Below are 21,185 nucleotides of genomic sequence, written 5' to 3'. Positions count from 1 at the left end.
AGCCGGCCCTGCGCAGGCGGCCGGCACGCGAACCGGCCGCGCACGCGCGCCGGTTCGGCTTCCCGTTCGGCGCGCAGATCGCGCGCCACGGGCGCTCAACCTGCCGCCCGGATCGCCTCTTCGTACACGCCGGCCACGCGCCGCGCGATCACCGCGTTGTCGAAATGATCGCGTGCATAGCGCTTGCACGCGGCCTCGTCGGGCAGCGTGATCGCGCCCGACAGCGCGGCACCGAGCCCTTCCGCGATCGCGTCCGCGCCGGTGGACGGCAGCACGAGATCGTCGGACAGCCCGGCCACCGCCTCCGGCAGCCCGCCGACCGGCGTGACCAGCACGGGCGTGCCGGACGCAAGCGATTCGACGGTGATCAGCCCGAAGCCTTCGAGCGCGACCGTCGGCACGACGCTGACCGTCGCCGCGCGGTACAGCGCGGCGAGATGGTTATCCGGCACGAAGCCGAGCAGCTTCACGTTGTCCTGCAGGCCTGCCGCATCGATGCGCTGCTGCAGTTCCTCGCCGATCTTGCCCTTGCCGGCGATCAGCAGCAGCACGTCCGGGTGACGGTGCTTGAGGAGGCCGATCGCGTCGATCAGGTCCTCCAGCCCCATGCGCCGCACGAGCCGGCGCACGGCCAGCACGATCGGCCGGTCCTGCGGCAGTTGCAGCTTGTGCCGCGCCTCGGCGGGCGTGAGCGGCGTGTCGAACTGCGCGGTGTCGACGCAACCGGGAATCACGCGCACACGCGACGGATCGATCCCGTAGCGGTTCGTCAGGATCTGGCCGAACGCCTGCGACAGCACGATCAGCCGCGACGAACGCGTATAGACGGCCTGCTCGAGATAACGCTTCGCGCGCTGGCCGAGCGACGCGGCGCCCTCGACCTGGCTCTCATCGGCCCACGGCCCCTGGAAGTGCGACACCTGCGGAATCCCGCGCGTGACGTCGAGGCCCGGGAACGTGTACAGCGCGAAGTGCGACGAGATCACGTCCGGCCGCTCGCTGCGGATCTCCTCGCGCAGCGCGCGCCGCGCGGCGAGCATGCGGCGCGCGAGCGGCTCCGATGCGGGGCCGAAGCCCTGGATCGCGCCGCCCGTGTCGTCGGCGACCTTCTGCGAGCCGGCGACGAGCCCGCGCACCTCGACGCCCGCGCCCGGCAGCGCGCCGACGAGCGAGTAGTACATCCGGTCGAGGCCGCCCGCGCGTTCGGGGAACCAGTGCATGCCGATCTGCAACGATTTGATCGGCCGGGAAGAGTGGGACATTACGATTGCTCCTGCGTCACTGCATGCTCGACCCGCTCGAAGGCGGACGGCTGCGTGGGTTGGCCGATGCGCCGGTAGAGCGCGACATACTGGGCGCCCATGTGCGCCCAGCCGAAACGGGTCATCAATTCGCGGGCCGCGTCGCCCATCGCGCGGCACGTGTCGCGCGACGCCGCGAGCGAGCCGATCGCCTGCGCGAGCGCGGCCGGATCGTCGGGGTCCTCCAGCACGATCCCGCATTCGCGCGTGATGATTTCGGCGCCGCCCGCCGTACGCGCGGTGACGACCGGCAGCCCGGCCGCCATCGCCTCCAGCAGCGACAGGCTCATCGCTTCGTAGCGCGACGGGAACACGTAGGCGTCGACCGAGCGCATCAGCGTCGGCATGTTTTTCACGAGGCCGAGGAAATGCACGCGCGCATCGATGCCGAGCGCGCGCGCCTCTTCCGGATACGGGCTGCCGGGCAGATAACCGGCCACCGCCAGGTGCACGTTCGCGGGCAGCTTCGTCAGCGCCTTCAGCACCGTGCCGAGGTTCTTGCGCGGCGTGCGCAGGTCGCCGACGAACAGCAGCAGGAACGCGTCGTCCGGCAGCTTGAACGCCGCGCGGTCGGCCTGCGCACCGGCGAACGCGCTGCCGTCGACGCCGTTGTAGATCACGCTGATCTTGCGGCTGTCGATGCCGAGCCCGGCGATCTCGTCGGCCACCTTCTGCGACACGGCGGTGATCGCGCGCGACCGCTTGTACGCCCAGCGCTCGAGCGTGGTGTTCACGCGCGTATAGACGTACTGATAGGCCGACCACAGCCCCTTCGTCGGCCCGAACGGGTAGTACGGACTCTTGAACCAGCCGCCGTGCACGAAGTGCGCGGTATTCACGTCGGCCTTGATCCACGAGATGAAGCCGTTCACGTGCAGCACGTCGTATTCGCTGCGGTGCGCGCGCAGCCAGGCCGCGCTCTTCAGCGCGAACACCTGCTGCTTGACGAGATTCGACGGCCAGAAGCCGCCGACCTTCACCGGCACCCAGCGCACGCGCGGGTCGGCCAGCAGCTCGGGCGCAACGTGCGACGCGACCAGCGTGACCTCGTAGTTCTCGGCCAGCGCCGCGCGCGCGATTTCGTAATTGACGCGGCCCTGGCCGTCGTTATGTCGCACGACGTGCGTGACGATCGCGATTCTCAATGGTCGCCTCCCCGTGAATGCGCGGCGGCCAGCAGGCGTTGTGCCTTTTGCCAGTGCGCCGCGGCTAGTATCGAAAAAATGGCTGTGAACATCAGCAGGCCGCCCGTGCCGATCAGCGAGTTCGTGAACACGAGCATCGCGAAGGTCGACAGGCACAGGCTCAGGCACGCGCCGACGAACTTGTCATTGCGCAGCTTGAATGCCGCACGCAGCGTGCGGCCGAACAGCATCACGACGCCGGCGAGATACAGCAGCGTGCCGGGCCAGCCGAGCACGAACGGCACGTTCATCACGCCGCTGTCGAAGCTGCCGTACTTGCCGAGCTCGCCGCTGTCGCTCGACAGCTTCGTGGATGCCCCCGTCGCGCCCATCCCCTCGCCGGCGACGTCGGTGAACGCCGTCTGCGCGAAGGTGGCGTAGAACTTGTTGCGGTCGTCGTAGCTGCGGTCGTCCTTCAGGTTCGTGATCGACTGCAGACGCGCGCCGAGACGGTCGGCCACCGGCCCGACGGTCAGGAGCGGCACGCACAGCCCGACCAGCACGACGCCGCTGATCAGGATCCGCATCCGCACGCGGTTGCTCGACTGCACGAGCTGGATCGCGAGCGCGATCACCCAGCCGCCCCAGGTCGAGCGCACGAGACACAGCGCGAACGACACGAAGCCGGCCGCGCCCGCGAACCAGCGGATCTTCTGCGGCGCGGCGAACACGAACACCAGCGCGCCCATGATCGCGAACGCGAACGGCCCGGACGAGTTCATCGTGCTGAACACGCGCACGCCGTACGGCACCGGCTCGCCCTGCGAACCCATGTCGGAGCCGATCATCCACAGCACGTCCCACTGCGGCATCACGAAGTACTGCACGACGCCGTACAGGCCCATCACGAGCATGCCCCACATGAACGTGGACAGCAGCACGTCGCGGTATTCGGGATAGTCGCGGGCGTTGACCATGATGTGAAAGCCGATCAGCACCGGGTACACCCAGTTCGCGAGGTCGTAGGTCGCGGCCATCACGCCGCTCGATACGATCCCGACGAGGTACGCGTACGCGAGCCCGAACAGCATCAGCAGGATCGGGATTCCGCGCCGCTGTGCGAGCACGCGGTAATGCCGGATCAAACCCAGGCCGGCGATCATCGTCACCGCGAGCGGCGCGACCTGGATCAGGCTCGTCGGCGTGAACGCGCCCTTCGACCAGTCGGCGAGACGCCGCACTTCAGGGCTCAGGAACCACACCCACCACATGAAGCCGACGTAGCGCGCCGGACTCTTGAAATACAGCCAGATGCCGACCGCGATGGCCAGCACCGGAAACGCGAGCGTCAGCACCTTGCCCTGGTGAATGGCGATCAGCGCGGCGGTGAAGGACCACAGCCCGGCCTGCCCGACCCAGTGCTTCCGCTCGGGCAGCCAGTTGCGGCGGCGCGACGGTGCGCGTTCGGCGGCAATCGTACTCATCGATCCGCTCTCACCGCGACGACGGGCGCGAATCCGCGAGCGGCATCGCCAGGCCCGCCGCCGCCGGCGTCCGGCGCCGGCGCAGCATGTCGCGCGTGATCCGCACGTGCTGCTCGGCGAACGCCTGCGTGGTCAGGTCGCGCTCGCGCAGGCACGCAGCGGCGGCCTGCGCGCAGCCCAGCGCCGCGACCGGATCGGCCGCGAAGCGATCGGCGGCCTGGCGCATCGCCTGTGCGTCGAAGGCCGGCACATAGGCGGCCGTATCGTGCGGGAAGTAGTCGCTGAGCCCGCCGACGTCGGACACGATCATCGGCTTGCCGACCGCGGCCGCCTCGAGCATCACGGTGATGCCCGACGCGTGGAAATTCGGCCGCAGCGGCACGACGATCACGTCGGCCCATGCGTACAGTTCGTGCTGCTTCGCGAGCCCCGACGCCGAGCCGATCTTCACGTTCGGCGCATGCCACTCGCGCGGCACGCGGCGCCGGGTCGCCAGCCGCACGTCGTAGCGCGCGTCGCCGCCGAACGCGGCGAGGAACGTGCGCCAGTCGCGGTCGCGGTCGTTGCCGATCGCCGCGATCCGCAGCGGCCGGTTCGGTTGCCATTGCTGCGGCTCGACGATCGGGAAATCCTGCGTGTTCAGCCCGTAGTAGACGAACTCGGCTTCGCGGCCGAGATAACGGCGGCACAGGTCGGCGTTGTCGCGGGCCAGCGTGGTCAGCGCGTCGGCGCGCGCGATCAGCTTGCGGTACAGCCAGCGGCGCGGGCCGCCGAAGCTGCCCCACTTGTCGAACAGCCACACGCTCTGCGCGAGCAGCAGCGGACGTTTGCCCTGCTCGCCGGCCAGCTTCAGGATCAGCGACGCCGCAAGGTGCTCCTGCTCCGTGTGCGTCCAGATCACGTCGGTGTTCAGCAGCGCGGCACGGTTGCGCCATGCATGCACGACGTCGAAGCCGAGCGCCGCCTTCAGCGCGCGGCGCACGAGGCTGGCGACGCGGCTCTCGCCGCCGTCCTGCGAATAGGTCAGCCGGAATTCGTCGGATTCGGCGTGGTGATAGCCGTACAGGCAGCCGATGTTCTCGCCTTTCCGGTAGGTACGCGGATCGGCGCCGTGGAACAGATGGACATGGACCTTGGTTGCAGTCATTCGAGCCCTTCTCCGGGTTCGGCCGCGCGGCGTTGCGCGCGCGGCTCGTTCAAGACGTCACCGGCGGCATCGCCGCACGGTGGGGGGCAAGGTTCGCGCGGCGGGCATCGCGCGCGCCGCGGCGCACCGCGCGCCAGTGCTCGCGGATCCGCTCGCGCTTCGCCGTATGCAGCGACAGCAGCACGTGCGCAAGGCCCGGATAGACGCGCGTACCGACCAGCGTCCACCACCACCACGCGATTTCGCGCCGCACGGGCGGCAGGTGCTCGCGCAGGATCAGGTGCAGGTTGTATGCGCCGTTGCTGATCGCATTCAGCGACGCGGCATCGCGCCGGTCGTCGTCGAAGCGTTCCGCCGGAAAATGATCGACCGCGATCGCCGGGTCGTAGACGAGCTTCCAGCCGGCACGCTGCACGTGCATGCTGAAACCCATGTCGTTGTGCACCTGCGCACCGGCGCCGCGCAGCCGCGTGTCGAAGCGCAGCCGCTCGATCGCGGCACGGCGGTAGCTCATGTTCGCGCCTTTCAGCATGTCGACTTCGCGCATGCCGCCGACGCCCAGGTGATGATTGCCGACGATCTTGCCGGACAGCGTGAGCTGGCCGACGAGCTCGCGCGACTCGTCGAGCACGCGGCCCTTCTCGTGCACCCAGTCGCGGCCGCCGACCGCGCCCACGCGCGGGTCGGCCTCGAACGCCGACTCGACGCGGGCGAGCCAGTCGGGATGCGGCGCCGCGTCGTCGTCGGTGATCGCGACGATGTCGCCGTTCGCCGAGTCGAGCCCCTTGTTCAGCGCGGCGACCTGGCCCGGCACATCGACCGGCACGATGCGCAGCGGCAGCGCGCCGCCGACCGCCGGATCGGCGAGCCGTTCGTGCGTGGCATCGTCCTCCGGGCGCGCGACGACGATCACCTCGTCGGGCAGCCGCTGCTGCCGCTGCAGCGCCAGCAGGCAGCGCGCGAGGTCGGCGGGGCGCCGATAGGTCGGAACGAGCACGGAAATTTTCATCGTTGGTTCTCCTGTCGGCCGGGCAGGCGGCACGCGCGGCCCGCCCGGTTACGTGCGATTCGGATCAGGCGCTCAGGTATTCATGCACGGCCGCATAACCGCGGCCGTAGCCGCGCGCCTTCGGCGGCACGCCGTTGAAGATCCCGCCTTCCAGATCGACGCCCGCGGTACGCAGGCGCTTGATCGCGTCGGCGATCTCGCCTTCGGTATGCATGCCCGAGCGCAGCACGAGGAACGTCGAGCCGGCCATGCGGCCGATGATGGTCGCGTCGGTCACCGCCAGCACCGGCGGCGAATCGATCAGCACGACGTCGTAGCGCTTGCCGAGCCCTTCGAGGTATTGCGGCAGGCGCGTCGACATCAGCAGCTCCGACGGGTTCGGCGGGCGCGTGCCGGCCGAGATGAACGACAGGCCCTGCACCGGCGTCTCGCGCACGGCGTCCTCGAGCGCCGACTGGTCGCTCAGCAGCTCGGACAGGCCCGGCTGCGAGGTGAGGCCGAAGTAGCGGTCGAGCAGGCCGCGGCGCATGTCGGCGTCGATCAGCAGCACGCGCTTGCCCGAATGCGCGAGCAGCACCGCGAGGTTGACCGTCAGGAAGCTCTTGCCGATGCCGGGCGTCGGGCCCGTCAGCACGATCACGCGGTTCTTCGCGTCCATCATCGCGAACTGCATCGCGGTGCGCAGGCTGCGCAGGCTCTCGACGCTCAGATCCTTCGGACGCAGGCTCGCGAGGATCGGCCGTGTGCGGCTGCCGCTCTTCTCGGCCGCCGCGTCGAGCTTCACCTGCTCGGCGCTTTGCGGCACCAGCCCGTACAGCGGCAGGTTGAACGCGCGCTCGATGCGGTCGGGGTCCTCGATGCCCTGGAACAGGTTGCGGCGCAGGAACACGACGCCGGTGCCGAGGATCAGCCCGAGGAACACCGCGGCCGACAGGATCAGCACCTTCTTCGGCTTGACCGGGGCGCCCGGACGCAGCGCGGAGTCGACGAGGTGGATGTTGCCGCCCGTGCCGGCCTTCTGCACCGACAGCTCCTGCACGCGGTTCAGCAGCAGCACGTAGATGTCCTCGGCGACCTTCGCGTCGCGCTGCAGCTGGACGGCCTTCACTTCGGTGGCCGGCAGGCTGCGGAAGCGGTTGCTGAACTTGTCCTTCTCGCCCTGCAGCTCGGCGAGCTGCTGCTTCGCGGCGATCACCATCGGGTGCGAATCGGTGAAGCGCTGCGCGAGCGACGCGAGCTGCAGGCGCTGCGCGGCGATCTGCTGCTCGTACTGCACGCTGCCCTCGAGGTAGACCTTCGCCTCGTCGCTCGCGTTGATCGAGCCCGACGTGCGCTGGTACTGCGTCAGCGCGGCTTCCGCCCGTTCGAGGTCGGCCTTCAGGCGCGGTTCCTCGCCCTTCAGGAAGTCGAGCATCTTGGTCGCTTCGGCCTGCTTCGCGACCACGTGCTGGTTCAGGTACGACTGCGCGAGCGCGTTCGCGATCGCGGCGGTCTGGTCCGGGTCCTTGCCTTCGAGCGAGATCTGCACGACGCCCGTCTGCTTGCCCTGCTCGGTCACCTGGATGCCGGCCTGGAAGCCGCTGATCGCGTCGAGATCGTTGTAGCGGACCACCGTGAACTGCGTGCCGGGGCGCGCGACGAGCTTCGACACGAGCAGCGTCACGCCGCCGCCCTGCGTCGATTCGCCGACCTGGCCCGACAGCAGCCGCGTGCCGTTCTGGTCGACGAGCGAATAGGTGCCGTTCGGGCCGGCCGTCAGCGTCAGCTTCTTGCCTTCGAGCGTGGGCACGACGCTGATCGAATCGACGTCGGCGACTTCACCGCCCCATGCATACGATTGCAGGCCGAGCCACGGCCGCGACGGCGTGCCCGGCGTCGCGACACGCGCGGCGAGGCTGCCGATCAGCGGCAGCGTCTTCGGCACGACCGAGAAATTCAGCTTGAACTGGTCGACCACCGGCGCGACGACGCCGCGGCTCTTGATGATCTCGATTTCCGCATCGGTCTGCGCCTGCTGCGGACCGGAGTTGATCGTCGCGCCGGTCTGCGTCTGCGTGAGCGCCTGCGACGTGTTGTCGTTGCTCTCGACCCGCACGTGCACGTCGGCCTGGTACACCGGCTTCGCGACGTAGCAGTAGAGGCCGGCGAGCGCGACGACCGTCACCGCGATGCCGAGCAGCAGCCAGATGTCGTCCATGATCACCTGGAGCAACTGGCCGAGGACGACGTCCTCTTCCTCGGTTTTCACGGACAGATCCGCGTAGGAGTGTTTCGCTTGCGTGTTCACCATTCGTTCCCGCTTGAGTGGTGCCGGGGCGGAGGTACCGCCCCGGCGGGCTATCAGCGCGTGATTTGCCGCATGTAGAAGATCGTCTGGATCGTCGGCAACACCTGCTGCAGCACTCGGTTGAACTGCACCGAGCTGGCCGTGCTGACGTAGACCACATCGAGCGGCTGAAGCGGGAAGCGGCTCGACAGCATCAGCGCATCGGGCTGCGTCATGTCGAGACGGAACACTTCAGGCTTCGTCGGGTTGTCGCGCATGCCGCGCATCACGTAGATCTTGCGCGGGTTCGCGTCGGTATCGAGGATGCCGCCGCCGGCCGTCAACGCGTCGGCGATGGTCAGCTTGCCCTTGAGCATCGGCACCGTGACCGGCGTCTTGACCTCGCCCATGATGAACACGCGGCTGTCGCTGCGGTCCGGCACGTTGATGATGTCGCCCTGCTGCAGCATCACGTTCTGCCGCACCTCGCCGCGGTCGAGCACGCCGTTCGCGTCGAGCGTGTAGAGCTTGCCGTCGCGCGTCAGGCGCACGCGCTGCAGATCGGCGTCGGTGGTCGAGCCGCCCGAACGCGAGATCGCGTCGACCAGCGTCAGCGGCACGTCGCTCATCGCGAGCGGGCCCGGCGTCTTCACTTCGCCGGTCACCTGCACCTTCTGGCTGCGGAACGACAGCACGCGCACGTCGAGCTGCGGATTCTTCACGTAACGCGCGAGTCGCGTGGCCAGCTCGTCACGGGTCTGCGCGATCGTCTTGCCCGCCACGTGGATGCGGCCGACGAACGGGAAGAAGATCGTGCCGTCGGCGGCCACCGTCTGGCCATAAGGATCGGCCTGGCCCGGCAGCGACGACGAATAGGGTTGCTGCAGCGCGCCCGCGATCGTCTGCGTCGTGTTGCCGCCGCTCGAGAACGACTGGCCCTGCGGCGTCGTCAGCTCCGGGTGGTCCCAGACGGTGACGCCGAGGATGTCCTGCGGCCCGATGCGGTACACGTATTGCGACGGATCGGTATAGCGTCCGGGCGGCAGCGGATGGTCGACCTGCGCCTTCTGCAGCTGGTCCATCACCACTTTGGCGTCGATGTAATGAACCGGATAGGTCTCGGCCGCTTGCTGGCGGCCTTCGTCCTTCAGGTTCGACGAGTCGAGGTAGTTGCCGGGCGCGGTTGCACAGGCTGACAGGAAGGTCGTCAGCGCGACGGCAAGCGCCACCGGGCGCATCGGGCGTTTCAGCATAGTTTCTGTAGCCATCCTTGAACCAGACGTTCGATCAGTGAGTAGCTCTCGCGGTAATCGGCCTCGGGGCCGCCGTGCGGGTCGGCAATCTCGGCCCCTTCCCACTTGCCGAGCAGGTGGACCTTGCCGCGCGCGAACGGATCGACCTTTTCGACGGCCGCGATCTGTCCGCGCTCGCTGACGAGAATCAGGTCGGCGTCGCGCACGATCCGGCGCGACAGCCGCCGCGAGCGGTGGGTCGTCGCATCGACGCCCCGCTCGGCGAGCAGCTGCCGCATCACCGGATCGATGCCGTCGCCGTCGTTCGCATGCACGCCGGCCGAATGGAACGTCGGGCGCGGGCCGCCGCGCGACGCGGCGTGCGACTTGAACAGCATTTCCGCTGCCGGGCTGCGGCAGACGTTCGCGTGACAGACGATCAGGATGTTCCGGAACATGGCGTCTCGTAACGAGTGACGGGAAACGGGTTACGCGCTCGCGGGCGCGGTGCCCGGCACACGCGCGGCGACGGCCTGGCGCGAGCCCGGCCGGCCGATCGGGTGGTATTCGATGCCCAGCTCGGTCATCGTCTCCGGCTCGTACAGGTTGCGGCCGTCGAAGATCACCGGCGCTTTCCACAGGCGGCCGAGCGCGACGAAGTCGGGGCTCTTGAAGATCTTCCATTCGGTGACGATCACGAGCGCGTCGGCATCGCGCGCGGCCTGCGCCTCGTCGTCGACGAAGGAGAGGCGCTCGAGCCAGCTCGGGTGATCGGCGAGATCGAGCGCGATCACGCGGCGCGCTTCCTCCTGCGCGACCGGGTCGTACGCGGCGATGCGCGCCCCGCGCGACAGCAGCTCGGCGATCAGCTCGCGGCTCGGCGCTTCGCGCATGTCGTCGGTGTTCGGCTTGAACGCGAGGCCCCAGATCGCGAACGTGCGGCCGGTCAGGTCCTCGCCGAAGCGGGCGACGATCTTCTCGGCGAGCACGCGCTTTTGCGTGGCGTTGACCGACGACACGGCCTTCAGGATCTGCAGTGCCTGCCCGTGCTCGTCGGCCGTGCGGATCAGCGCCTCGACATCCTTCGGGAAGCACGAGCCGCCGTAGCCGCAGCCGGCATACAGGAAGTGATAGCCGATGCGCGGATCGGAGCCGATCCCGCGGCGCACGGCCTCGATGTCCGCGCCGAAACGGTCGGCGAGGTTCGCCAGCTCGTTCATGAACGAGATGCGGGTCGCGAGCATCGCGTTCGCCGCGTATTTCGTGAACTCGGCCGAGCGCACGTCCATGTACAGCGTGCGTTCGTGGTTGCGGTTGAACGGCGCATAGAGCTTCTTCATCAGCTCGCGCGCGCGCTCGCCCGGCACGTCGTCGTCGCAGCCGATCACGATGCGGTCCGGCCGCGTGAAATCGTCGACCGCCGCGCCTTCCTTCAGGAATTCCGGATTCGACACGACCGAGAACATCTGGTCGCCGCCGCGCTTCGCGAGCTCCTCGGCCACCGCCGCGCGCACGCGCTCGGCCGTGCCGACCGGCACCGTCGACTTGTCGACGATCACCTTGAAGCCCGTCATGTAACGGCCGATGTTGCGCGCCGCCGCGAGCACGTATTGCAGGTCGGCCGAGCCGTCCTCGTCGGGCGGCGTGCCGACCGCGATGAACTGCACGTCGCCGTGCGCGACCGCGGCCTCGATATCGGTCGAGAAGCGCAGGCGGCCCGCCGAGCGGTTGCGCGCGATCACTTCCTTCAGGCCCGGCTCGTGGATCGGCACGCCGCCGTTGTTCAGGATGTCGATCTTTGCCTGGTCGACGTCGAGACAGAACACGTCGTGCCCGATGTCGGCGAGACAGGCGCCGGTGACAAGACCTACGTAACCGCTGCCGATGATAGTCAGATTCATGATGTGTCGGACCTCTTGACCAATGATTCGAAATTCGTAAAACCGCGATGCCTGCGTGGCGCGGCCTCGGTACTCAGTACGCGTTGCTGCCGGTGAAGCCTTTCCAGAGCGTCAGCACGACGATCTTGATGTCGAGCCAGAACGACCAGTTCTGCATGTAGTACAGATCGAGCTTCACGCGCCCCATCATCTTCTCGATCTGGTCGGTCTCGCCGCGAAAGCCGTTGATCTGCGCCCAGCCGGTGATGCCCGGCTTGATCCGGTAGCGGAACATGTAGCCCTTGACGAGATCCTTGTAGATGTCGTCGTGCGCGAGCGCATGCGGGCGCGGGCCGACGACCGACATCTCGCCCTTCAATACGTTGATGAACTGCGGCAGCTCGTCGAGGCTCGTGCGGCGCAGGAACCGGCCGACCGGCGTCACGCGCGAGTCGTTCTTGGTCGCCTGCGTGACCTGCCCGGCCACTTCCTGGTGCACCTTCATCGAGCGGAACTTGTAGATCTCGAACTCGTGCCCGTCGATGCCCTTGCGTTTCTGGCGGAAGAACACCGGCCCGCGCGACGTCAGCTTGATCAGGCCGGCAATCAGCACCATCACCGGCGCGAGCGCGGTGAGCGCGGCCAGCGCGAACAGCCGGTCGAACACGAACTTCGGCAGGATCCGCACATCGGTGATCGGCGACGCCGCGAGGTTGATCGCCGGCACGCCGAGCACCTCGACCACTTCCTGGTTGAAGAACGACAGCGTGCGCACGTCCGGGATGAAACGGATGTTGACGAAGTCGTGGCGGAACACGGTCACGATCTGGTGAATCCGGCGTTCCTCCGTGATCGGCAGCGTGAGCCACAGCTCGCTGATCGCGCGGCTGCGCACCAGCCACACCAGCGATTCGAACTGCCGCTCGATGCGCACGTCGTCGAGCGCGACCTCGCCCGGCGCTTCGCTTTCGTCGTATACGCACACCGGGTTGAAACCGGCCTCCGGCCGCGCCCGCATCTGCGCGATCAGCCGCCGCGCCGCCGGCGTCCCGCCGACGATCGCGACCGCCTTCAGGTTGTAGCCGCCTCGGCGCAGCTGCCGCAGCACGACGTGCACGCAGGTTTTCGAGCCGGCGAGCAGCGCCATCGTCACGAGCGCCCAGTAACCCAGCCACAGCCGCGACAGGTCGCCCGACTGGTGGAAGCTGAAGCTCATCAGGATGCCCGCGAGCTCGACCACGAGCCATGCGAACGCAACCCGGCCCACCAGCCCGACGAGACGCTTGCCGCGCCACGACTGGTAAATGCCGATGGCCGGAAAGAACACGACGACGAGCAGGCAGTCGAACAGCACCGTCGTGCGCTGCAGGTCGTTGAGCCAGATGCTGCCGTCGTGCAGTGCGGCGGCGATCAGCGCCCCCGCTACGACCATCGCGATATCGATGACTCTCGCCAGCACGCTCAACATGTCTGCTTCCTCTTTGAACAGGCGTTTGCCGAACAGCTCCTTGTGCGACCCGTGCCGCACATTCGATTCAAACGTTGCATGACGCTATTGAAGCGGTAAGAAAATTCCGCCTCAAGCGCACAAGTATTTCGAAAAATAATCGGAAATTCTTGCTGCGTAGTTTTTGAATTAAATCGGCAGCTTTTCCCGAAATGATCGCGAATCGGGAATTTTTCGGAAGCTTTACGGTTTCCGCTCACCCTTTGCGGACGGTCAACACCAGCCGATTCACCGATTTATTTTTTACTTTTTTATTTGCACCGGATGCTGGCGAGGAAAATTCTTCCCGGTGAATGCCCGGCGAATATCAGGCAATGGGCCCGGTTTTATTGTCGATTTACTTCATGCTACAACGGCAGGCACTGACTTCAACCGTGGAGAGTGTCAACATGAATGCTCCGGCCGTGGCTGCCGAAACGCGCCATTCCCCTTCCGCCGCACCCGCCGCCGGCACGCGCGTCGCCGTGCAACCGGTGATTCTCGCCGGCGGCTCCGGCACGCGCCTGTGGCCGATGTCGCGCGAGCGCTTTCCGAAACAGCTGATCGGCTTGCTCGGCGAACATTCGTTGCTGCAGTCGACCGCGCTGCGCCTCGACGGCCTGGCGGGCGATCATCCGCTGACCGACGACGTGCTGATCGTATGCGGCGAGGATCACCGCTTCACGACCGCCGAACAGCTGCGCCTGACCGGCAAGTCCGCATCGATCATGCTCGAGCCGATCGCCCGCGACACCGCGCCCGCACTGACGCTCGCCGCGCTGCGGCTCGTCGCCGACGGCAACGACGCGATCATGACCGTGATGCCGGCCGACCATGCGGTGGCCGACCTGCCGCGCTTTCACGCCGCGGTCGCGGCCGGCGTGCACTGCGCGAAGCAAGGCCGGATCGCGACGATGGGCATCGTGCCCAAGCACGCGGAAACCGGCTACGGCTACATCCGCGTCGGCGCGCCGCTCGGCGACGCCGCGACGGGCAGCCTCGACGTGCGCCGCCTCGATCGTTTCGTCGAGAAACCGCATCTCGAACTCGCTCGGCAGTACGTCGCATCGGGCGAATACTGGTGGAACAGCGGGATCTTCATCGTGCGCGCATCGGTGTGGCTGAAGGCGATCAACCAGCTCGAACCCGCGATCCACGCGGCCTGCGAACAGGCCGTCGCCCAGGGCAAGGCCGACGGCGATTTCTTCCGCGTCGATCGCGATGCATTCGCCGCGTCGCCGTCGAACTCGATCGACTACGCGGTGATGGAGCCGCTCGCGAGCCTGCCGCAACTGTGCGAGAGCGTCGTCGTGCCGCTCGACGCGGGCTGGTCGGACGTCGGCTCGTGGGATGCGATCTGGCAGATCTCGGAGAAGGACGAAGCCGGCAACGTCGGCCGCGGCCACGTGCTGCTCGAAGACGCGGAATCGACGTTCGCGCATTCGGAAAGCCGGCTCGTCGCCTGCGTCGGCACGCAGAACCTCGTCGTCGTCGAAACCCCCGACGCCGTGCTCGTCGCGGACAAGTCGCGCGTGCAGGACGTGAAGAAAATCGTCGGGCGCATCAAGGCGCAACGCGGCGCGGAAGCGTCCGATCACCGCAAGGTACATCGCCCGTGGGGCCACTACGACTCGGTCGACATGGGCGAACGCTTCCAGGTGAAACGCATCGTCGTGAAACCGGGTGCGCGACTGTCGCTGCAGATGCACCATCACCGCGCCGAACACTGGATCGTCGTGCGCGGCACCGCGCGCATCACGCGCGGCGACGAAACGTTCCTGCTGTCCGAAAACGAATCGACGTACATCCCGCTCGGCGTGTCGCATCGCCTCGAGAACCCGGGCAAGATGCCGCTCGAACTGATCGAAGTGCAGTCGGGCGCGTATCTCGGCGAGGACGACATCGTCCGCTTCGACGATACCTACGGCCGCCAGTAATACACGTGCGCCCGGGGCGCCGCTTCGACGGCGGCGCCCCGGGCGATGCAGGCAGGCATGGAAAGACGAGGCTTCCGCGCGGGCGTCGTGGCACACGACGGCCCGCCCGTTTCACCGGTGCGGCGATCAGCCTACGCGGTACACGTATTCGCGACGCTCCTGCTGCACCGGATCGTTGCGGCTTTCGGACAGCGCGCCCGTGTGACGCTCGGCGATGAAGCGCTTGATGTCCGACTCCGCACGCGCGAGCGCGGACAGGCCGGCCAGCACCTCGCCTTGCGGCGCGCGTGCCGGTTCGTCGCTCGCGCCATGGCGATCGATCCACTGACGTGCCCAGTCGAGCGCGAACTGCTCGGCTTCCTCGGCATCGGTGAAGCGCGGGCCGATCAGGCCCGAACGCTCGACGCGCCGCTCGTCCTGCGAGATCTCGGCCCACGCGCGATACATCAGGTTCTGCACGGGCTGCGCGATGCCGCGGATCGTATAGCCGCGATACTCGTCGACTTGCGGTTCGGCCGCGGCGAAGCTCGCCGACGACGCACGCGCATGGCGCAACTCCACCGATCGCGCGCCCGGCACCACGAACGACGCGTCGGACGGCCGCGCTTCGGCGTCGTCCTGCATGGACGACTGCGACGCGCCTTCGCCATCCCAAACGTTTGCGTGCGCGACCGGCAATTGCCACGACTCGGGGTTTTGCCAGAACACGCCGCGCAAGCGATCGTTGTCGGGCACGGGCTCGGCACGGCGTGCGGGCACGACCGGCACCGGCGGCGGCGGGATATACGCGAACGTGCGCCCGCTGAACTGGGTCAGCACGTCGATCATCTGCAGCAGCGTGCCGGACGCCAGCCATTCCTCGTAACGGCGACGGCACGTCGGCCCGGACGGATAACGACCGGGCAGCTTCGACCAGGCTTCACCGGTCGTCAGGATCCAGAGCACCGCGTTGGCGACGACGCGCGGTTCGGCACGCGGACGCCCACGACGGTTCAGCCGGATGGGTTCATCGGCGATCAGCGTTGAAAGACGAAACCACTCTTCATCGGTAAGCTCATCGAAGAACATAGTAGATCTCTCCACGCAGCCAGGCCGGGGCTGCGATTGGCGGCGCCATCGCGACACATCGCGTCGCGGGGCGGCCAGGTTGCACATTATGCTTATCCGGTGTTGTGCATGCCGGTGCGACACCGCACTTTCACGGTGCCGCCATTCCCGGCAATGGCGCACAAATCACGGTCTCACTCCAATGTGGGAATTTTTGTGCACGAAGCATACCATCCCTAGGGTTTATCTCAATATGACAATGACTTAATGTTACGCACTGAAACAACCTGCCAAGGGTGCGTAATGTATTTACGCTTGAATTTTTTTGCGGGATCTTTATGCCCGACGCTGCAAAGGCCCGTCTGGCGGGGCTCTACAGCGTATGAAGAATGCCCGCGAATGGGCATTTTCGGGTCGCTCCGACCCCTGCCGGCAACAATCCCGCGCATTGCTGCCCAACATCGGTAAATCAGGGAAAAAAGCGTAACAAGATATTCACGAATCGGTAAATCATTCAAATTTCGCCGATTTTAATTATCTCCGTGCACAATCTTTTTATTGTTTCTCTGCGAGTGATGAAAGCCCGGTGACGTGCGATGCACGTCTTTCGCTGCATGCAAGTTCGTGACGCCTGTTACATCTTCGCGGAGACAGGCGAGCGAAACGCGCCGCGCCGCGCGTGGAGATCGCGTTTCGGGTCGGAACGGAAAAAATGGAAACCGGTGCTCGGGACGCACCGGACGTGCGGCTGACGTGCGGCGAATGCGTCAGCGCAGATCGCCGGCCAGCGATGCGGTCACGTCCGCGTCCACGCGCTGCGCCGGCATCGTGTAGGCCGGGTGATCGCAGCCGATCGACAGCGCCGCCCCGCCCTTGAGCGCCGCGCGCATCGGCGCGTCAAGCTCGAAGCGCACGAAGTGCACGGCCGACGTCTTCTCGGCGTTGTCGCGCTCGAGATCCTCGTCGGCGATCGCGTAGATGCGCGCGTGCCCGTCGACCTGCAGGTACACGCGATCCTCGACACCGATCAGCCGCGCGAGCGCCGCGCGCCGTTCGACATCGTGCTCGTACTCGATCTGCATCGTCGCCTTCAGGTTCGTGCCGTCGGGCACGAGCGGCAGATACGCTTCCAGCTCCCCTTCGATGCCGGCCTGGTCGAAGATCTTCTCGATGTGCAGCATCTCCTGGATCTGATAGCGGATCGTCGTCTCGTCCTCGAACAGGAAGCGCAGGTGGTTGCCGAGGGCCACCGCGCGGCGGCGCTTGTACGCGACCAGCCGCGCATGTTCGGCCTTGCGGATCTTCGCGTACGCTTCGAGCGTCAGCAGGGAGTCGCGGGTCAACGTCATGGGATGTCCTCGTGGGTCGGCCGGCGGCGGCTCAGATGCCGTACGCGCGGCGCAGCAGCGTGAGCGGATGCGCGAGCGGCGCGGACGGCAGCCCGTTGTCGTCGATGCCCTGCACGATGTGATGGCCGGCCAGCGCGCAGTCCGACGACACGAAATCCGGCTGCGGCTCGGCCATCGCCTTGAACACGGGCCCGCCGATCCGCATCGCGTCCGCATGAAACTCCTTTTTCACGCCGAACGTGCCCGCGTGGCCCGAGCAGCGCTCGACGACGTTCACGCGCGTATCGGGCACGAGCGACAGCGCGTCGGCCGTCTTGCGACCGATGTTCTGCACGCGCGCATGGCACGGCACGTGATACGACACGGTGCCGAGGCCCGTCTTGAAATCGGTCTTCAGCAACCCGTCGCGATGCCGCGCGATCACGTATTCGAACGGATCCCAGAATGCGTCGGCCACCGCGCGCACCGCGGCGTCGCCGGGGAACATCAGCGGCAGCTCGCTCTTGTACATCAGCACGCAGCTCGGAATCGCGCCGATCAGTGCATAGCCTTCGCGCGCATAACGTTCGAGCACAGGCAGGTTCACGTCCTTCTTCGCGGCCACGCCGGCGAGATTGCCCTGCTCGAGCAGCGGCATTCCGCAGCAGGCTTCTCGCGTGACGAGCTCGTAAGGGATGTCGTTGTGCGCGAGGATCGCGAGCAGGTCGTGGCCGATGCCCGGCTCGTTGAAATTCACGTAGCAGGTCGCGTAGATCGCGACCTTGCCGGGCGTGCGTTCGCCGTCGCGCACGGGCAGGCCGTCCGACGGTTTCGCCGCGCGCCGGAACTTGCGCGGCGCGAATTCCGGCAGCCACGCATGGCGATCGACGCCGAGCGTCGCTTCGAGCGCATGGCGCGCGGGCGGCGTACGGTTCACCGCGTTCACCGCCTGCGTGACGATCGGGATGCCGGCAAAATGACCGAGCGCGTCGGTGTTCGACAGCACCTTGTCGCGCAACGTGGCTTCGCCGCGCTTGTAGCGCGCGGCCTTGCCGCGCAGCATCAGGTGCGGGAAGTCGACGTTCCATGCGTGCGGCGGCACGTACGGGCATTTCGTCATGTAGCAGAGGTCGCACAGGTAGCACTGGTCGACGACCTTGCCGAACGCCGCCTTCGGCACTTCCTCGATATCGCCCATCGGCGTGTCGTCGACCAGGTCGAACAGCGTCGGAAACGCGCCGCACAGCGACACGCAGCGCCGGCATCCGGCACAGATGTCGAACACGCGCGTCATTTCCGCGTCGATCGCGGCCTGGTCGTAGAACGCGTCCGACTGCCAGTCGAGCGGATGCCGGGTCGGGGCTTCGAGACTGCCTTCCTTGTGGGGCATGGGGCGCTCCAGCGTGGCGCGCATGCGCGCCAGCGCCGCCCGCGCGATGCGGGCAGCGATGAACGAACAGCCGGCCGCTTGCCGGTCGCACGGCCTGCCGTGCGGCCCGCGGCGGCCCGTCAGTCGACGAGACTGTCCAGCGCCTTCGTATAGCGGTTCGCGTGGCTGCGTTCGGCCTTCGCCAGCGTCTCGAACCAGTTCGCGATTTCGTCGAAGCCCTCGTCGCGCGCCGTCTTCGCCATGCCCGGATACATGTCCGTGTATTCGTGCGTTTCGCCGGCGATCGCCGATTCGAGATTCTGTCGCGATGAACCGAACGGCAAGCCCGTTGCCGGATCGCCGACGGCTTCCAGGTATTCGAGATGGCCGTGCGCATGGCCGGTTTCGCCTTCGGCGGTCGAGCGGAACAGCGCGGCGACGTCGTTCTGGCCTTCGACGTCAGCCTTCGAAGCGAAATACAGATAACGCCGGTTCGCCTGCGATTCGCCCGCGAATGCGGCCTTCAGGTTCTCTTCGGTTTTGCTGCCCTTGAGTTGAGCCATTTGCGCCTCCGTTCGAGTCGGCGCGGCCGCGTGCGAAGCCGGGCCGATCAGGTATGTGGGGAACGATGCGTGCGCCGCGGCGCGGCGCGCGCATCGTGCTCTTCAATCTAGGCGCTCGCGTTCGCATCCCCCAATAGGCTTTTTCAATCCGGACGATAGTCGGCGCGTTGCGCGGCGGGGTGGTGCGCGGGGTGGTGCGCGGGGTACGCGTGCGCGGGGTACGCGTGTGCGGGGTACGCGTGTGCGGGGTACGCGTTCGCGTTCGCGTGTGCGTGTGCGTACTGCGTGTGAGTGCTGCGTGCTGCGTGCGCGCCGTGCGCCTCACGCGTCGGTCGCGCGCCTGAGCAGCAATTCGCGCTCGCGCTCGTTGCGGGTCAGTTCCGCCGCACGCCGGAACTCGATCTTCGCCTCATCGGCGCGGCCGAGCTTCGCGAGCAGATCGCCGCGCACGCTCGGCAGCCAGTGATAGCGCGCAAGCGCCGGATCGTCGCGCAGCACGTCGACGAGTTCGAGCGCCGCGGCGGGCCCGAACGCCATCCCGACGGCCACCGCGCGATTCAGTTCGACGACCGGCGACGGCGCAACCTCGGCGAGCGCGTCGTACAGCGCGACGATCTGCGCCCAGTCCGTGTCCGCCGCCTGCCGCGCACGCGCATGGCAGGCGGCGAGCGCAGCCTGCAACGCATACGGCCCGCGCACGCCGCCGAGCTTCGCCGCCTGCTCCAGCGCCGCGAGGCCGCGCCGGATCAAGAGCGGATCCCAGCGGCTGCGATCCTGGTCGAGCAGCAGGACGGGCCGGCCCTGCGCGTCGGTGCGCGCGTGCATGCGCGACGCCTGCAGTTCCATCAGCGCGACGAGCCCGAGCACTTCGCTCTCGTCCGGCGCCAGCCCGGCCAGCACGCGGCCGAGCCGCAGCGCCTCGTCGCACAGCGCCGGGCGCGTCCAGTCGTCGCCCGCGGTCGCCGCGTGGCCTTCGTTGAACACGAGATAGATCACTTCGAGCACCGACGCGAGCCGCGCGGGCCGCGCATCGGCGGCCGGCACCTCGAACGGCACGTGCGCGGCCGCGAGCGTGCGCTTGGCGCGCACGATCCGCTGCGCGATCGTAGGCTCGGGCGTCAGGAACGCGCGCGCGATCTCGCCCGTCGTCAGCCCGCCGAGCAGCCGCAGCGTCAGCGCGACGCGCGCATCGGTCGACAGCACCGGGTGGCACGACGTGAAGATCAGCCGCAGCAGATCGTCGCCGATGTCGTCGTCGCTCGCGTCGGCGAGCGCATCCGCGATGTCGGGCACGACATGCGCTTCGAGCGCGTCCATCTCGTGGCCGAGCTGGTCGCGCTTCGCCGCGTGGAGCGACTCCTGCCGGACCCGGTCGAGCGCGCGGCGCTTCACGGCCGTCATCAGCCACGCGGCCGGGTTGTCGGGCACGCCGTCGACGGGCCAGTGCTCGAGCGCCGCGACGAGCGTGTCCTGCGCCAGCTCCTCGGCCACGCCGACGTCGCGCACCACGCGCGCGGCGCGCGCGATGATCTTGGGCGCCTCGATCCGCCAGACCGCTTCGATCGCACGGTGAGTCGCCTCGAGCGTCACGACGCCTGCCCCTGGGCGGACGCATCCAGCGGCATGGCCATCAGCTCCCATGCATGGCCGTCCGGATCGTCGAACCCGTGGCCGTACATGTTCGGATACTCGCGCGGCGCCTGCGGCGCGGACCCGCCGGCCGCGAGCGCCTTCGCGACGATCGCGTCGACCTCCGCGCGGCTGTCGCACGACAGGCACGTCAGCGCCTGCACCTGCGTCGCCGGATCGACGATGGTCTTGGCGGTGAAGGTCTGGAAAAACGGCCGCACGAGCAGCATCGCGAAAATCGTGTCGCTGATCTTGATGCAGGCGGCCTGTTCGTTGGTATAGGCCGGCACGACCTCGAAACCGAGTGCCTGGTAGAACGTCTTCGCGCGCGGCAGGTCGGCCACGGGCAGGTTGATGAAAACCATCTTGTGCATGACGGATGC

17 protein-coding genes are annotated in these 21,185 nt (G+C 67.6%); 1 reads left to right on the top strand and 16 read right to left on the bottom strand.

Going from position 1 to position 21,185, the window contains the following annotated elements; genetic code table 11:
- Positions 1 to 95: 95 nt before the first annotated feature.
- From ABIC51_RS16885 to ABIC51_RS16840, 10 genes are all read right to left on the bottom strand, one after another.
- Positions 96 to 1,262, bottom strand: a complete 1,167-nt coding sequence (locus ABIC51_RS16885) for a glycosyltransferase family 4 protein (protein WP_027791034.1) — start codon at positions 1,260 to 1,262, stop codon at positions 96 to 98.
- On the bottom strand, positions 1,262 to 2,446 hold the full coding sequence (locus ABIC51_RS16880) for a glycosyltransferase family 4 protein (protein WP_048022243.1): 1,185 nt from the start codon (positions 2,444 to 2,446) through the stop codon (positions 1,262 to 1,264). Before ABIC51_RS16880 ends, ABIC51_RS16885 begins: the two co-directional genes overlap by 1 nt.
- On the bottom strand, positions 2,443 to 3,909 hold the full coding sequence (locus tag ABIC51_RS16875) for an O-antigen ligase family protein (protein WP_059693905.1): 1,467 nt from the start codon (positions 3,907 to 3,909) through the stop codon (positions 2,443 to 2,445). The genes ABIC51_RS16880 and ABIC51_RS16875 overlap by 4 nt, the downstream gene beginning before the upstream one ends.
- Before the next feature lie 10 nt (positions 3,910 to 3,919).
- Complete coding sequence (locus ABIC51_RS16870; protein ID WP_175898100.1) at positions 3,920 to 5,056, bottom strand: glycosyltransferase family 4 protein; 1,137 nt, start codon at positions 5,054 to 5,056, stop codon at positions 3,920 to 3,922.
- 49 nt (positions 5,057 to 5,105) lie between these two features.
- Complete coding sequence (locus tag ABIC51_RS16865) at positions 5,106 to 6,065, bottom strand: glycosyltransferase family 2 protein (RefSeq protein WP_027791030.1); 960 nt, start codon at positions 6,063 to 6,065, stop codon at positions 5,106 to 5,108.
- Between the two features lie 64 nt (positions 6,066 to 6,129).
- On the bottom strand, positions 6,130 to 8,355 hold the full coding sequence (locus tag ABIC51_RS16860; RefSeq protein WP_027791029.1) for a polysaccharide biosynthesis tyrosine autokinase: 2,226 nt from the start codon (positions 8,353 to 8,355) through the stop codon (positions 6,130 to 6,132).
- Between the two features lie 50 nt (positions 8,356 to 8,405).
- A complete protein-coding gene (locus tag ABIC51_RS16855) occupies positions 8,406 to 9,584 on the bottom strand; it encodes a polysaccharide biosynthesis/export family protein (RefSeq protein WP_027791028.1) in 1,179 nt (392 codons plus the stop codon).
- Positions 9,578 to 10,021 carry a low molecular weight protein-tyrosine-phosphatase gene (locus tag ABIC51_RS16850; RefSeq protein WP_027791027.1) on the bottom strand — a complete coding sequence of 148 codons (444 nt, stop codon included), beginning with the start codon at positions 10,019 to 10,021 and terminating at the stop codon, positions 9,578 to 9,580. Before ABIC51_RS16850 ends, ABIC51_RS16855 begins: the two co-directional genes overlap by 7 nt.
- Positions 10,022 to 10,051: 30 nt before the next feature.
- The gene (locus ABIC51_RS16845; protein WP_027791026.1) at positions 10,052 to 11,464 is read right to left on the bottom strand and encodes a UDP-glucose dehydrogenase family protein; all 1,413 of its coding nucleotides are present in this window, start codon (positions 11,462 to 11,464) and stop codon (positions 10,052 to 10,054) included.
- 73 nt (positions 11,465 to 11,537) lie between these two features.
- Positions 11,538 to 12,911 (bottom strand): undecaprenyl-phosphate glucose phosphotransferase, encoded by a 1,374-nt coding sequence (locus tag ABIC51_RS16840; protein ID WP_027791025.1) that lies wholly within the window; start codon positions 12,909 to 12,911, stop codon positions 11,538 to 11,540.
- Between the two features lie 428 nt (positions 12,912 to 13,339).
- On the opposite strand from ABIC51_RS16840, the gene ABIC51_RS16835 reads away from it, so the two are divergent.
- Positions 13,340 to 14,866 (top strand): mannose-1-phosphate guanylyltransferase/mannose-6-phosphate isomerase, encoded by a 1,527-nt coding sequence (locus ABIC51_RS16835; RefSeq protein WP_146252585.1) that lies wholly within the window; start codon positions 13,340 to 13,342, stop codon positions 14,864 to 14,866.
- A gap of 126 nt (positions 14,867 to 14,992) precedes the next feature.
- Here ABIC51_RS16835 and ABIC51_RS16830 read toward each other — a convergent pair whose 3' ends face one another.
- The 6 genes from ABIC51_RS16830 to ABIC51_RS16805 form a co-directional block, all read right to left on the bottom strand.
- The gene (locus tag ABIC51_RS16830) at positions 14,993 to 15,934 is read right to left on the bottom strand and encodes a DUF6566 family protein (RefSeq protein ID WP_027791023.1); all 942 of its coding nucleotides are present in this window, start codon (positions 15,932 to 15,934) and stop codon (positions 14,993 to 14,995) included.
- Positions 15,935 to 16,680: 746 nt separating this feature from the next.
- Positions 16,681 to 17,262 (bottom strand): DUF3501 family protein, encoded by a 582-nt coding sequence (locus ABIC51_RS16825; protein ID WP_175898101.1) that lies wholly within the window; start codon positions 17,260 to 17,262, stop codon positions 16,681 to 16,683.
- Positions 17,263 to 17,293: 31 nt separating this feature from the next.
- Positions 17,294 to 18,631 (bottom strand): heterodisulfide reductase-related iron-sulfur binding cluster, encoded by a 1,338-nt coding sequence (locus ABIC51_RS16820; RefSeq protein WP_060083714.1) that lies wholly within the window; start codon positions 18,629 to 18,631, stop codon positions 17,294 to 17,296.
- 119 nt (positions 18,632 to 18,750) lie between these two features.
- Entirely contained in the window at positions 18,751 to 19,173 is a 423-nt protein-coding gene (locus ABIC51_RS16815; RefSeq protein ID WP_027791020.1) for a rubrerythrin family protein, read from the bottom strand.
- Between the two features lie 321 nt (positions 19,174 to 19,494).
- Positions 19,495 to 20,763, bottom strand: coding sequence for an RNA polymerase sigma factor (locus ABIC51_RS16810; protein WP_027791019.1), 1,269 nt, complete (start codon positions 20,761 to 20,763; stop codon positions 19,495 to 19,497).
- Complete coding sequence (locus ABIC51_RS16805) at positions 20,760 to 21,176, bottom strand: VOC family protein (RefSeq protein WP_027791018.1); 417 nt, start codon at positions 21,174 to 21,176, stop codon at positions 20,760 to 20,762. Before ABIC51_RS16805 ends, ABIC51_RS16810 begins: the two co-directional genes overlap by 4 nt.
- Positions 21,177 to 21,185 lie beyond the last annotated feature (9 nt).

The sequence above is a fragment of the Burkholderia sp. 572 genome, assembly GCF_040545135.1.
Classification (GTDB): domain Bacteria; phylum Pseudomonadota; class Gammaproteobacteria; order Burkholderiales; family Burkholderiaceae; genus Burkholderia; species Burkholderia cepacia.
This window is presented reverse-complemented; position numbering and strand designations above follow the sequence as displayed.